A 14,706-nucleotide genomic window follows, 5' to 3' on the forward strand; every position below is an offset into this window, starting at 1 on the left:
ATATTTCTTTATTTTATTACTTTTTTCTTGATGAAAAAAATGAACCAAAAAAATCAAGGCTTTAAATCGTTTTGGCTAAAAATCCTTTTCACTTCAGGAGTGAATTAAATCGCTCCTTTCAGTCGGTAATTCATTCTATTGCTTCTTGAAAATGATTTTCTTAACGCCAACGATTTAAATGCCGTTTTCCCTTCGACAAGCTTAGCGACCGACTTGAAGAGTAGCATAAACCGTATGACATCTGGCGTCTGCCAAAGGCTCAACGAGACAACAAGTTCTCCGTAAGTTTATTTATATTTCAAGAGTATTGATCCTGACTTGGTTTGTTTTTCATCGATTCGAATCAAATACCAATAACTATCGGTTGGTAGTGCATGTCCGTTGACTTTTCCATCCCAAATGAAATTATCTTTGGCGGTGATTTCGATTAATTTTCGTCCGTATCGATCATAGATTTCTATTACAGCTTCTGGATATTGTGCCAAATGTTTGCTCAGATCCCAAGTGTCGTTCTTGTTATCGCCATTTGGTGTAATGGCATTGGGCAAAATGAACGCTTCTAATGCAATATGTGTTAGACAATCTCCATTCAACGAGCGTATTCTTACGACATATCGCCCTTTTGGTACGCTGAGGAAGGTGTTCGAATGCTGCCATGGATAAATAATCGTTCCGTTTTCATGTTCTAATTGATATTCGACCGAAGAATTTCCGCCACTCGCCACAATAATGATCGAATTGTCGAGATCGGTATTCACGACGAAAGTTGGGAATTCGACCAAAATTACTTCGGTTTGCGCCTTTGCACTACAAGAACCTTTCTCTACAACCACGGTGTAAATCCCTGGCTCACCCACCTCTATTTCAGCTCCTTCGCCTACCAAATTGTGGTTTGCATCGTACCATTGGTAATTGTCATATCCGGCTGGAGCGGTGAGTGTAGTAACCAATCCGGGACAAAGGTAGAATTGTGGAGGCAGTGTAATTGCTATCGATTCTTCGATCGTTACTTTTAGCTGCTTGGTTACATCACCACAAATTCCGTTTTCTGTCACTTCTAAAGTATAATCACCGGCAGAAGTTTCGCCCCAATCAACCGAAATCTGGTTCCCCGAGTCGGTGAGGGGATTTATATCGCCTCTAAAATTAGACTCGAGCACTTTCCAAGTATAGGTAGAAGCTGTTGATCCTTCTCCTCCATTTTCAGATTTATCGACGCTGTATTGCTTTGTCGAACTATAACAGATCATTTGTTGACCATACAGAACAGCACTTCCCAAAGCGAGAAGAGCTGTCGTGCATAGTTTGATATGGATATGATTCAACTTCAACCTGATCTGGATTTTGATGATTAATCGAACTCAATAGCCGAAGTGGTTGTGGTCATAACCGTAGTCGTTGCCGAAATGTTTTGAGCTGCTAGATCGACATTAGTCCCGGTACTCAACTCCATTTTCGTAAGTGTCACCACGATTTTGTCAACGCCAGCATCTGGTGTTACGGTAATCGTGGCCTTACCATCAGCATCTACTGTTATAGGATTCTGATCTGTTGTTGTTCCGCCTGTTATGATGTAGCTGATTTTGCTATCGGCAGCTGCATTGCTTATGCTAAAGGTTGTGGTGTCTGTGCTACAAATCTGCGCATTATCTGCTGTCAATACTGGATATTGAACTGCGGCAATGATGACTTTAATTTCCTTTTCATCTTTACAGCCGTTGTTTGTCTCCACTACCTTCAGCGTGTATGTACCTGCTGGTGTAGTATTCCAATCGATTTGTATACTGTTTTTTGACGTGATTTGATAAGTTATCACAAAGGGACCTGTCATCAAATTTGACGAGCTATCCAAAACAGACCATTCGTAGGTAGAACCTGGCGTTCCTTCGGTACCTTCTGCTGTATCAACAGCGTAGTTTTTCACATCACCATAATTGATGTTTTGTGTTGTTGTTTGCGCTTGTAAACCTAAGACAATCAGCATCATGATTGTCGATAAAATATTTTTTAATTGAAACGTTTTCATATTTTAATTTATTTTTTTAGTTTAATATTATTATTGGCGAGGTTTGAACAATATTTATCGTTGCGGTAGCCGTAGGCTTGGTATCTGGAAACGGAATATCTTGATTGTTTAGTACCATTTTGTCCAATGTAATGACTACCTCATTGTTGTCTGTATGAGTTACTTTAATGGTCGCTTTACCTACAGGATCAACTGCTATAGTACCTGTAGAGTCGGTTGCATTGGTTACGGTATAATGCAGTGTACTGTTTGGTACAGCACCTGTTACAGTAAATGTTACTTCTCCTCCCTTACATACATTTACACTATCCCAAGATACGCTTCCTGTTGCGTTCGGAAGTACCACTTCGACTTGAAAACTAACGGGATCGGTAGAACAGCCTGCATTCGTCTCTTCTACCGTAATGGTATAAATCCCTGGTGCTGCTCCCGACCAATTGATGGTCGCTTTGTTATCATTATCATTAGTATTATGTTGCCCTGTTGGGAAAGTTCCACCACCGCTAATCGACCATGCGTAGGTTGACCCGGGGGTTCCATCTGGAATTGCCCCACCTTGAGTAGGGTCGGTATCTACAGAATAATTGTAATCTGTATTATCACCAAAAGTTAGCGTTTGCTGTACTTGAGCAAAAACTGCACTAGTGAACAAAAGCATGCAGCAAATGATGAATTGTTTGAAGGTAGAATGTATTTTCATACTCTATATTTTTTTTTAGTTTAATCTATTAATTGGCGAGGTTTGAACTTGGTTTACGGTGACTTTAAAAACTTTTGATTTAACTGTTGATTTAGATGTTTTAATACACTCCGAAGGTTTATTTGTTTCACAATCTTGCCACTTCAATTGATAGGTAATCTCGCAATAGAAATAATAGACTCCAGCTGTGTCTAATGGTATATTAACATCTCTTCCTGCACCTACATTTTCAGGATTAGACAAGTTGGAATTAACACTTCTTTTCCATTGAAAATTCGTTTGTATAGAACCACTTGGTATTTCACTGTCGTATTCTATACTCAGTTTGAAATTTTCACCTGCACAAACCTCAATTTCTGAAGTCTCTGATATTTCTATTTTTTTAAAATTTTTCATTTCATCCATCATCGTTGAACAATCAGAAGCGTATGTCCAATTATTTGGATTCAATAATCTAATCAGCCATTCGTTTTTTGAAGTTTGGGAAAGGGGTCCATTGTAATATCTATACCTCTGATTACTATCTTTTGGAGTAAAATGATAATTTTCGATATTTAAATTTGTATTGCTATTTGAAGAACTAGGTAACAAAGAATTACTAGAGTTAATAGGCTCTTTTTTGAGCCAATAATTTTTTGAATTATATGCTGCAATAATTTTCTGATCTTTCCAAAATTGAGAATCTTCCCATTTTGAACCATGTAAAATAAAAAATTGATCTCCATCCGTATTCAGACCAAAGATATTTTTTCTATTAATCAATTTCCAACCATTTAATTTATCTCCGTTTGGACCAGCAATTAATTTCCCTGAAGTAAAATCTATCCTAAACACTGTACCTTTCGTAATCGTCTCATCAACTCTTTCCAACTCGTATGCACCTTCATTTACTTTAAAAGTATTATTTCCGATATAAGCATTATCTGTAACGATTATTCTAGTACCTTTCTCTATATCCTTCAGTCCTACCAAAAAAATATTATCAAAAGTAGCCTGTTGTTGATTAATTTTAGTATCACAATTATTATTATGATTCAAAAGATTCACCCCAACAACCACAATATCACCTTTGTCTAGGGTTGTGGTTTGCCCTAAAAGCATGGCTGTTTTCGCAAAACAAAAAAGTAAAAAGAATAGAAACTTCTTCAAGCGTTTTAATTTTTCACACCACGAATGTAACTTAAAGTTTCAATATGCATTATAGTATCATTAACTTAACTTTAAGATTTAACATGAAAATAATATTGCATTTCATCCTAACTTTAAGCTCATCCTAAAAACAAAAATAATCATGTCTAACATCGACTATATTTTTCCAGAAAAAGCTGCCGATATTGGCAACTTTTTGGTGGGTCGTCTGTTGCCTTTCAGGCAAAAAAGAAGCATTGGACCTTTTGTATTCATCGATCATATGGGACCAGCTTGCTTGGCAGACCATGAAAACCTAGACGTTGGACCGCATCCGCACATTGGGCTTTCTACCCTCACCTATTTGTTCGATGGCGCCATTATGCACCGCGATTCTATGGGCACAGCAATCGAGATTCTGCCCGGAGCAGTAAACTGGATGACTGCTGGTAAAGGTGTAACACATTCTGAACGGACGCCAGAACGCCTCAGAAACAAAGACAAATTTCTTCACGGACTGCAAATTTGGGTGGCACTACCCAAAGAATACGAAGAGATCGAGCCCAGTTTTCATCATATCGAAGCGAGTCAATTGCCCTCTTGGCAAGAAAACGGCAACGATTTTAAATTAATCGCGGGCGAATTCGAAGATAAAAAATCTGCTGTTCCTGTTTTTTCGAAATTGTATATGATCGAAATCAAAGCGAATAAAACCTCGACCATCAGCCTAAAAAACAAGCTCTTTGGCGAAAGTGGTTTGTATATTTTGCAAGGAAAAATCAGCAGTAACGGTCATGAATATGGGAACAAACAAATCTTGATTACGAAAGATGCGCATCTATGCGAATTCGAAATTGAAGAAGGGTCGATCGTCTATATTTTTGGTGGGGAACCATTCCCAGAAGAACGGTACATTCGTTGGAATTTCGTTTCGTGTTCGGTCGAACGTTTGAAACAAGCCGAAGAAGATTGGCGTGCGCATCGCTTCCCGAAAGTGGTGAACGATGATGGCTACGTCCCCATGCCCTGAAAACAAAATCGGCTTCGAACAAAGAGTAAAGCTCGTGCTAAGAAGCTTCTGAAATCACTTTTTCGAAGGCTTTACGAGTGCCGTCTCGCATCTTAACTTCGCCACAATATTGATAGCCCAATTTCGATATGATGTGCAACATGGGCGCATTATCGAAATTGGTATCGATCTTGATGCTTTTACGGTTTTGTTGCAAGGCGACTTGCTCTGCATTTTTCATCATCCACTCGGCCAAACCTTTTATTTTATGATCCTGATGCACTGCTAAGCGATGCACCACCAAATAAGGTGTATTGGTCAGCCATTGCCCGTCGATGTTTTCGTAGGCTTTGTCGCCATCTGCAATGAGCGCGATGTAAGCGATGCATTTGCCCTGAGGGTTTTCGGCAACGTATCCGTATTCATTTTCGATATCAGACTGCAAAACCGTAAGATTTGGGTAACCGTCTTGCCATTGCTCACTGCCTTCTGCTTTTCTTTTGGCAATGGCGTTTTCTATAATCGCCCAACAAGCCGACAAATCGACAATGGTTGCTTTTCTAAATTTTAAATAATTCGTTTCCATATACTTAAACTGAACACCATTTCGGATTGAGTTCGACAATTTGTTGATGTATTCTACACGTTTCGTCGTGTGCACCTGGCAAATATCCTATGCTCATGAGAAATTCGTTCACAATCTCGCCACCCATAAATTTAAAGTTTTTTTTGAACAACTGTGTCCATTCTTCTTTAGTTTTCGGATGATGCGCATCTAACCAATTTTTGAAAGAACCATGGATTTCTTGTATTTGCAGTATTGTTTTAGCGTTTTCGATGGCGGCATTTATTTTCAATCGATTGCGGATAATTCCAGCATTTTGCAACAATCGTTCACGGTCTTGCTCATCAAAATTAGCGACTTTGGCAATATCGAAATTAGCATAGGCTTGACGAAAAGAATTTTCTTTTTTCAGGATGGTTTCCCAACTCAAACCTGCTTGGTTAATTTCTAAAATCAATCGTCCAAACAATTCCTCATCGTCTTCTATCGGAAAACCGTACGAAAAATCGTGATACTGTTGATGCAAATCTTTTCTTTGCCCATTGGGCATGGCTTCGATAGCTTTACAATACGACATACAAGAAGGCGAAAATTAGACAAGTCCTTGTGCCAGCATGGCGTCGGCAACTTTTACAAATCCGGCAATATTGGCTCCTTTCACATAATTCACATAATCAGCTTCTTGACCGTATTCTTGGCACAAATGATGAATGTTTACCATGATCGCTTTCAGTTTGGCATCTACCTCATCGGCAGTCCAATTCATCCGAATCGAATTTTGAGTCATTTCTAAACCAGACGTTGCAACACCGCCAGCATTCGAAGCTTTGCCAGGAGAAAACAGTATTTTGTGATCGATAAAATAATTGATAGCTTCTAAGGTACAAGGCATATTGGCTGCTTCTGTAATGCAAATACAACCGTTTTCGACCAAGGTTTTGGCATCTTCTAAATCCAATTCGTTTTGGGTTGCCGAAGGAATCGCCACATCACATTTCACTTCCCAAGGTTTTTTACCAGCATGAAATATTGCCTCTGGATATTTCAAAAGATAATCTTCGACCCGGTTGTTACCCGAATTACGAAGCGTCAAAAGATAATCGATCTTCTCACCGCTAATTCCGTCTGCATCATAAATATAGCCGTCTAGACCAGAAATGGTTACCACTTTACCGCCCAATTGGTCGATTTTTTTGATCACACCCCAAGCAACATTTCCGAAGCCCGAAACGGTAAAAATTTTCCCTTTGATTTCTTGTTGAATGGTTCGAAGCATCTGTTCGCAAAAATAAACCACGCCATAGCCCGTAGCTTCGGGGCGAATCAACGAGCCGCCATAAGCTAAGCCTTTACCAGTGAGGACTCCCGTGAATTCGTTTCGAATGCGCTTGTATTGCCCGAACAAATATCCGACTTCTCTCGCTCCTACTCCAATATCGCCAGCAGGCACATCGAGATTTGGTCCGATATGTTTAGACAATTCGGTCATGAATGCCTGACAGAAACGCATGATTTCGGGATCCGATTTTCCGACAGGATCAAAATCAGAACCACCTTTAGCGCCGCCCATTGGCAAGGTCGTCAAACTATTCTTGAAGACTTGTTCGAAAGCTAAAAACTTCATGACGCTGAGGTTTACAGAAGGATCGAAACGCAACCCCCCTTTGTATTGCCCGATGGCTGAATTCATTTGAACTCTATATCCGCGATTTACCTGAACCTCGTGCTGATCGTCTTGCCAAACAACTCTGAAAATGATCACGCGTTCTGGCTCGGTCATCCGTTCTAAGAGTTTCATTCCATCGTAGTCTTCGTTAGTTAAAATATAAGGAATCACCGTTGTAGCGACTTCTTTTACAGCTTGTAAAAACTCGGGTTCGTTCGGATTTCTTTTTTCTACCCAAGTCATGAATTCGTCTATCCTTTTTTCAACATCAATATTTTGCATACGTTGTAGTTTATGTTTTGCCAATTGTAGCTTTCAACTGGCGAATGCCTTGCTTAGCTTCAGTAAAGATATTATATCTCGAGCTTTAATGTTGATTTTTAAAATATTTTTAATGTAAATTTATTCAACACAGCATTTTGAATTTTGCTCGCCTAATGAGCGTTCGGTTTAAAAATAAAATCGAGCAGAAAGAGAAAAAACGCCGCTTATTTTAGATATCTTTTCACTCGACGATAGTGTTTCGATTTGATGATTTTTCCGCTATCGGTCATCATCATTGCGGCATAATCCGGATGCTGATTGATTAATTTCAGTCCGTCTTTTTTACCCAACACCATCAACGAGGTCGAAAAACCGTTACACATTTCGGCATTGGGTCCGATTACCGTCACGCTGGTGAGTCCAGTCGACGGCATTCCAGTTTTGGGATTGATGATGTGCGAATATCGCTTACCGTCTATCATCAAAAATTTTTCGTAATCGCCCGAAGTGGCGACAGCAGCATTGGTAAAGTACAGAATATCGAGAAATTTGCCGCGTTTTTTTGGATTGGTAATCCCGATAGACCAAGGCGCACCATTGGGTTGTTTTCCCCAGGTTTGGATATCGCCAGACGCATCGATGATACCAGCCAAAATTCCTAAAGACTTTGCATATTCGCTGGCTTTGTAGGCTGCATAGCCTTTTCCGGTTGCACCAAAACCAATCTTCATGCCTTTGTTTTTGAGGAAAATTGTAGAATGTTTTTCATCTATGATTATGTTCCGATAATCGATGTGCTGAATTGCTTGCCGAATTTCTTCTGCGGTAGGAAGCTGTTCCATCGAATCGTCGAACCTCCAAATGCGATCCATTGCCGCAAAACTAATGTCGAAAGCCCCTTGGGAAAGCTTAGAAAAATGGATGGCACGCTGCGTAAGCTCCAATACTTCGCGATCGACTTTCACGGCTTTTATACCTGCATTTTTATTGACTTCTGATACTTGTGACCACGCACGCCAATCGGAGATTAAATCCTCTATGCGAACGATTTCGGTAATGATCTGATTGATCTTTTGGTGTGCAGTTTCTCGATTTTGTTCTACAATCGTAATCTTGAATCTGCTACCCATCAAAATTGTATCGCTAGAAACCGTTTCTTGTGCCTGTAACAAAGGAATTAAAAAAAACAACAAGCATACGTAAACGAGCCTTTTCATTAGCACTTTCTTGAAAATTAATAAGCGTTCAAATTTCAGCTAAGTTAATAACAATCTGTAAGAATCTGTTTTTGACGTTTGAAGGATTCTAAATTTTGATTCAAGTACTGTTGGCAAATTTCCTCCAAAACCCCTTCAACATCTCGTTGCATGGCGAGCGATCCACAAATCATAATGCTTCCGCCGCTTGCCAAAACCTTAGCAATTTGTTCTGCGTCTCGACGCACAATATCCATCACATAAGCCGAATCTTGCTCGCGCGAAAAGGAGAAATGAGCGCTCGTAAGTAAATTTTGATTTTGATAAGCTTCTGTGAAGGCTTGATAAGCTCTTGTCGTCTGATTGAGGTATCTAAATCCTGCATACAAATGCATTGGTCTCTGATGCATATTGTTGGCAATCATGCCCAAAAAAGGTGCAATCCCTGTACCGTTGGCGATGAGAACAACCGCTTTGCTATGGCGAGGCAAATGAAACGTTTTATTCTCTACCAATCGCGCCTCAAACTGGTCGTTTTCTTTTAGCTGAGCCAGAAAATTAGACCCCAAACCGTGTGGATGGCGTTTTACAACCAACTGTATTTCGCCCTCTATTTTACCAATCGAATACAAGCGTTCGCGATGATCCTTGGCGGGATAAATTGCCAACAAATCGCCTGAATCGAATTTCTGAGTGGTCTTTATACGAAGTTTAAACACCTGATCTTCCTCGTTGATTGGTGAAATTGACTTTACTGTAAAACGTTTCAATTTGGGTAGTTTTTCGGCGTACAATGCGGCTGTAGTTGCCAAATTGAGTCCTTTCAAATCGTTGTATTGTTGTACCCAAGCAACAAATTCTTGGGGTGATTTATCGTTTACCGCATGCCAAGGCATCAAAGGGTTTGCCCATGGTTTTTCTCTCAATTGTTCATCAACTTTTTTAGCAAATCCACAAAAATCTTCGTAAGCATCAGACCCAAATCCTACAACAGTAAAATCGATTGGATGGGATTGATCGATTTTGTTCAGCCGCTTCAAAAACTGATTGGCATTGGTTGGAGCATCGCCCAAACCAAAGGTTGACGTAAAAATAATGAGTTCTTTAGCCTCGGGATAATCGCTGTATTGATTGAGCTCTGAAAAATATACTTTCTGATTTTGCTCTTGGAGTTGCTTGTATATTTTATTGGCAAAATGCAAAGTCGAGCCGTTCTCCGAGCCTACCAACAAAATTGTTTCGGCCTCAGTAGCCGAGCATTTGTTTTTGTGCATTTTGTTTTTCAATCGTTTCCACGAAATCACAAAACCCGAATAGATAAAAAACAAAATATTGAGCGAGGCAATTCCGATAATAATCGCCCAAATGATACTCGTGCGCCCAGTATGCAGATCGAGGCTCCATTTTTCTAACAAAGTTTGGATGGGATATGGCGTTTCTTGGAGAATTTGCCCTGTAAATTGATCGATTACCAATGCTCGATCGCGAAGTTTGAGGGTGAAAAATTCTTCGGGATCTTCCATAAAAGGGAATTCCACCTTTTCTACATCTTTTAACTTAATGGTTCGAAAAACATCGAATTCTGCCCATTCTAGCTGATGTTCTTCTGCATTGGCAATTGCTGGGATTTCGGATGGTTCGATCGCTTGGTTAGGAATAAATTCGAATCGAAGAAGAAATAAATACGTCCCTGTAAGGGCCAAAATAATAATCGGAATCAATAATATTCGTCCGGAAACCACATGAAAATATTGTGCAAAGGAATCTTTGTTGATGCTATCGAAAAAATGCCGAATTCCTTTTTGACGTTTCAGAATAAGGACTGTCCCCGAAAGGGCGATGAGCAACAAAAGAAAAGACACTACTCCCACGATGAAGCGTCCTGTTTCTTTGAGGAACAACGAACGATGAAGCGCCGTTACCGTTTCCATCAACTCGCTTTTCACCAAAGGATCGCCTATCGATTCACCCGTTTCTGGGTTGATGATTTGCTTGACATCGTTTCCATCTTCATCCATTCCCTCCAGGGTCACAAAACCATGATGATCGACAACAAGTTCGAATATCTCGGGATAGGTTGATTTGAGGTTGGGCAACGTCTGAGCCAAAGTAAGTTCATCTGAACCTGCTATTTTGTAGGGCTGAGCTTTTTCTATGATCGGATCAAACGCCAAAATGACTCCTGTAACAGAAGCCATTGTGAGAAATAAAAACGAAATTATTGCCAATGCGAGATGGGCATATCGCCAAATGGAAACCGTCATAACCGAAAAGGGTTAAACTTTGTTCAGTTTCACATAGCGGATATAGCCTTTTCCTTCTGCCTTTGCTGTTACAGCAGCAGAAGTCAACGGAATCTCGACATCTTGTACATGGTATTGACCATCTTCTACAGCCGATTCGAAGCGTAATTTATAGCCTTTGTTCATGTATTTATCTTCAATCGACATCGTCGTTACCGTACGATCGCCAGCAGCAACCGATGCTCCGGTAATTCCGTTCAAATTTGGTTTTTTCTTTTTGTTGAATTTATCCCATTCTTTGAAACCATTGTACCATTGTTTATCTGGTCCCATCATATACAAGGTTTTTACATAAGTCCCTTGTTTATCGACCACCGAAACCACAACATAGGCTTCTAAACCTTTGTAATTCGACATTTGTAACATGCATTTGTACTTAGAACTTTGAGCAAAAGAACATACCGCTAAAGTCAAGAAAAATGATGTAATGATTGATTTGAACATGCTAAATTATTTTATGATTTCAAAAATTCTACTGAAACGTTTTGATCTTTTAAAAATTCGTTTTCACTGGCTAAATCGTAAGCAGTTTCACCAAACTCGGTTTGAATATTTTTTTCCGCTCCGATGGATAATAAGTATTGGAGAATGGTGTCGTCTTGCGACATCATCGCTGCCTTGTGCAAAGGTGTGAGTCCGTTCTCATCTTGAGCATTCACCGCTAGTTTGAAGGGTGCTAAAACCTTGAGCAACTGCAAATCATTTTTAGCAACCGCTGCATGAAGAAGCGTGCTGCCGTCGTGTACCTTTACAGAAAAATCAACTCCAGCTTGCTTTAGCAATTCTAATTTTTGTAAGAAATCTGCCGAAATTTCAGCCGGATTTGCAGGTTTATAACTCTGGATTAAGGCAAAAGCTAAATTTCCGTCTTTTGTTGTTGCATTCGTTTTCGCACCTTTCGCAATCAAATAGCTTACAATTTCTGGCGTACCCGATTGCACAGCAAAAGTGAGTGCGTTTGCACCTTTTTTATTTTGTGCGTTGACCTCTGCTGATTTTGCGATCAAACTTTGCACCACATCTAAATTTTTAGAAGATGCTGCTTCCATCAGAACTGTGTTTCCATCTTGTTTTACTGCATTGATGTCCGCACCTTTGCTTACCAAATAATCGATAATCGCAAGCTGATTTGGTTTTTTCACCAAATAATGCAATGCACTTTCACCGTTCAAACCTTTTGCTTTTGGATCTAATTTCATCGTCTCGATCAAATACTGATAAACTTCGATCGGATTCGACTTTGCTCTTGTACCCTGTGCAGCAAACAACAACGCATGATGAGTAGGTTTTACCCCTTTTGCAACAAGCGTTTTCAACAAATCGAGGTTACCATTACGAGCTGCATAGTCGAATGCTGTACGACCATGAGCGTCTACATCTTTTATCGAGAGACCTTTCGTTGTCAGGTAGTTGGCAATTTGCAAATTGGTGTCATGAGCTATGGCAAACAACAAGAGATTTGCTCCCTCTGCATACTTTTGTTTTGGGTCTATGCCAGCATCGAAAAATTTTCGGTACACGTCTATATTTACCTGTCCGTTACTGGCAGCAAAAACCAAAGGTGTCGCGCCTTTATCATCTGTACGGTTCAGATCAGAACCTTTTCTTATCAAATAATCAATCAACTCCAAATTCCCTTTGTTGGCTGCCCAATGGATATATTGTCTACCGTCGTGCGTATTTTTGTCGATGGCATTCCCAGGTTGATCTATTAAATACTGAATTACCTCGAAATCTGCATTATTATTGATCGCAATACTCGGCACATCGTGATTGCCTCTGTTTGATTCCGACGGATTATTCCCTTTCCCAATTTCGGCTTTTACAGCTGCCAAATCAGGATTCGATTTCCAAAAATCTCCGTTCAACAAGGTATTCGTCTGAGCTTGCAAAAATGTTCCTAAAAACAGTAGTGCGAATGCTATTTTCTTCATGCAAATGTTACATTTATTATTTAGACCAAATATAATTAAGGCAAATATAATTGTTTATTTATATTAATTCTAAAGAAAGAATCATAATTTTTATAAACATGTTAAATATCATCAAAAAGCTATTGAGGAGATTTTGGCTAATGTTCGCTTTGGTTAAAAAAATTCAACTCCTTTGTAGAAAGTAAATCGAGGCTTTTGCGTACCGAGTTATTAGTTTGAATCGAAAAATTAGAAAATTTGAAAAAAAATTTGAATTCCTTTGATATCCCTCCTTCATTATACCGAAAAAATGGTGAATATTTCTTAAAATTGCATTTTAGAACAGAATAAACATTGAGTATGTCAGAAGAGATTTTCAAGAAAGTGATTTCTCACGCAAAAGAATATGGATTTATCTTCCAATCTAGTGAGATATACGATGGATTGTCAGCGGTTTATGATTACGGTCAGAACGGAGCTGAGTTGAAAAACAACATCAAACAATATTGGTGGAAAGCAATGGTACAATTGAACGAAAATATCGTGGGTATCGATTCTGCCATTTTTATGCACCCGACAACTTGGAAAGCTTCTGGTCACGTTGATGCTTTTAACGATCCGCTGATCGATAATAAGGATTCTAAAAAACGTTACCGTGCAGATGTTTTGATTGAAGATCACTGTGCGAAAATTGAAGCAAAAATCGAAAAAGAAATTGCCAAAGCTGCCAAACGTTTTGGTGACGCTTTCGATAAAAACGAGTTTGTTACGACCAATGCTCGTGTTGTAGAATATCAAAAACAAATCGATACGATATTGGCGCGCATGGGCAAATCGTTAGAGAATAATGATTTGGATGATGTAAAAGCGCTAATCGAAGAATTGGAAATTGCAGATCCGGTAACGGGTTCTAAAAACTGGACCGAAGTTCGGCAATTCAACCTCATGTTCGGAACCAAGTTGGGTGCAACTGCAGATCAAGCGATGGACTTGTATTTGCGTCCAGAAACAGCGCAAGGTATATTTTTGAACTACCTGAATGTGCAGAAAACTGGGCGCATGAAATTGCCTTTTGGTATCGCCCAAATCGGTAAAGCATTTCGCAACGAAATTGTGGCTCGCCAATTCATTTTCCGCCAGCGCGAATTTGAACAAATGGAAATGCAGTTTTTTGTGAAACCAGGAACAGAACTCGAATGGTACGAAAAATGGAAAAATGTACGCCTCAACTGGCACAAAGCCTTAGGCTTGGGCGATGATAATTATCGTTTTCACGACCACGAAAAATTGGCTCACTATGCCAATGCCGCCGCAGATATTGAGTTCAAGTTTCCTTTCGGATTCAAAGAATTAGAAGGCATCCATTCGCGTACAGATTTCGATTTGAAAGCACACGAACAGTATTCTGGAAAGAAACTTCAATACTTCGACAACGAAACCAATGAAGCTTATGTGCCCTATGTGGTAGAAACCTCTGTAGGATTGGATCGCATGTTCTTGGCAGTCTTTTCGAACTCGTTGAAAGAGGAAAAGCTAGAAGATGGTAGCGAACGCGTTGTATTGGCACTTCCACCAGCATTGGCACCCATAAAAGCAGCAATTTTACCATTGGTAAAAAAAGACGGTTTGCCAGAGTTTGCAGAACAAATTGTGAGAAAATTGCGTTTGGATTACAATGTAATGTACGAAGAAAAAGACTCAATTGGTAAGCGTTATCGCCGTATGGATGCAATCGGGACGCCGTTCTGCATTACCGTTGACCACGATTCTTTGAATGACAATTGCGTAACCTTGCGTCACCGCGATACCATGGAGCAAAAACGAGTTTCGGTAGACGAACTTGCAGCCATTATCGACCAAGAAGTGAACATGAAATATCTGTTGAACAAAATATAAAATCCTTGTTTTTTCTAAAATATAAAGCGAATCTCTCTCG

13 protein-coding genes are annotated in these 14,706 nt (G+C 39.6%); 2 read left to right on the forward strand and 11 right to left on the reverse strand.

Annotated elements, in window-relative coordinates; translation table 11 throughout:
• Positions 1–287: 287 nt before the first annotated feature.
• From BN8061_RS00525 to BN8061_RS00540, 4 genes are read right to left on the reverse strand one after another with little or no spacing between them, the layout of a single operon-like run.
• Positions 288–1,331: a T9SS type B sorting domain-containing protein gene (locus BN8061_RS00525; RefSeq protein ID WP_154662226.1), complete on the reverse strand. Its 1,044-nt coding sequence runs from the start codon at positions 1,329–1,331 to the stop codon at positions 288–290.
• 20 nt (positions 1,332–1,351) lie between these two features.
• Positions 1,352–2,026: a hypothetical protein gene (locus tag BN8061_RS00530; protein WP_068595273.1), complete on the reverse strand. Its 675-nt coding sequence runs from the start codon at positions 2,024–2,026 to the stop codon at positions 1,352–1,354.
• A gap of 16 nt (positions 2,027–2,042) precedes the next feature.
• Positions 2,043–2,726, reverse strand: a complete 684-nt coding sequence (locus BN8061_RS00535) for a hypothetical protein (RefSeq protein ID WP_154662227.1) — start codon at positions 2,724–2,726, stop codon at positions 2,043–2,045.
• Positions 2,727–2,741: 15 nt separating this feature from the next.
• Entirely contained in the window at positions 2,742–3,875 is a 1,134-nt protein-coding gene (locus BN8061_RS00540) for a hypothetical protein (protein ID WP_154662228.1), read from the reverse strand.
• Between the two features lie 142 nt (positions 3,876–4,017).
• Between BN8061_RS00540 and BN8061_RS00545 the strand changes: the two genes are divergently transcribed.
• Positions 4,018–4,884: a pirin family protein gene (locus tag BN8061_RS00545; protein WP_068595280.1), complete on the forward strand. Its 867-nt coding sequence runs from the start codon at positions 4,018–4,020 to the stop codon at positions 4,882–4,884.
• 37 nt (positions 4,885–4,921) lie between these two features.
• Here BN8061_RS00545 and BN8061_RS00550 read toward each other — a convergent pair whose 3' ends face one another.
• The 7 genes from BN8061_RS00550 to BN8061_RS00580 all read right to left on the reverse strand — a co-directional run bounded on the left by BN8061_RS00550 (position 4,922) and on the right by BN8061_RS00580 (position 12,791).
• The gene (locus BN8061_RS00550) at positions 4,922–5,449 is read right to left on the reverse strand and encodes a GNAT family N-acetyltransferase (RefSeq protein WP_068595282.1); all 528 of its coding nucleotides are present in this window, start codon (positions 5,447–5,449) and stop codon (positions 4,922–4,924) included.
• A gap of 4 nt (positions 5,450–5,453) precedes the next feature.
• The gene (locus BN8061_RS00555) at positions 5,454–6,005 is read right to left on the reverse strand and encodes a DNA-3-methyladenine glycosylase I (protein ID WP_068595283.1); all 552 of its coding nucleotides are present in this window, start codon (positions 6,003–6,005) and stop codon (positions 5,454–5,456) included.
• A gap of 15 nt (positions 6,006–6,020) precedes the next feature.
• Positions 6,021–7,376, reverse strand: coding sequence for an NADP-specific glutamate dehydrogenase (gene gdhA, locus BN8061_RS00560; RefSeq protein ID WP_068595549.1), 1,356 nt, complete (start codon positions 7,374–7,376; stop codon positions 6,021–6,023).
• Positions 7,377–7,582: 206 nt separating this feature from the next.
• Entirely contained in the window at positions 7,583–8,575 is a 993-nt protein-coding gene (locus tag BN8061_RS00565) for an FAD:protein FMN transferase (protein ID WP_068595285.1), read from the reverse strand.
• A gap of 44 nt (positions 8,576–8,619) precedes the next feature.
• Positions 8,620–10,818 (reverse strand): PepSY domain-containing protein, encoded by a 2,199-nt coding sequence (locus BN8061_RS00570; RefSeq protein WP_068595287.1) that lies wholly within the window; start codon positions 10,816–10,818, stop codon positions 8,620–8,622.
• A 12-nt stretch (positions 10,819–10,830) separates the two neighbouring features.
• Positions 10,831–11,301 (reverse strand): DUF2271 domain-containing protein, encoded by a 471-nt coding sequence (locus tag BN8061_RS00575; protein WP_068595289.1) that lies wholly within the window; start codon positions 11,299–11,301, stop codon positions 10,831–10,833.
• A gap of 11 nt (positions 11,302–11,312) precedes the next feature.
• Positions 11,313–12,791, reverse strand: a complete 1,479-nt coding sequence (locus BN8061_RS00580; protein ID WP_068595291.1) for an ankyrin repeat domain-containing protein — start codon at positions 12,789–12,791, stop codon at positions 11,313–11,315.
• 339 nt (positions 12,792–13,130) lie between these two features.
• Between BN8061_RS00580 and BN8061_RS00585 the strand changes: the two genes are divergently transcribed.
• Positions 13,131–14,666: a glycine--tRNA ligase gene (locus tag BN8061_RS00585; protein ID WP_394330288.1), complete on the forward strand. Its 1,536-nt coding sequence runs from the start codon at positions 13,131–13,133 to the stop codon at positions 14,664–14,666.
• The last annotated feature ends 40 nt before the right edge of the window (positions 14,667–14,706 follow it).

Origin of the sequence: Vaginella massiliensis, from assembly GCF_900089075.1 — a bacterium.
Classification (GTDB): domain Bacteria; phylum Bacteroidota; class Bacteroidia; order Flavobacteriales; family Weeksellaceae; genus Weeksella; species Weeksella massiliensis_A.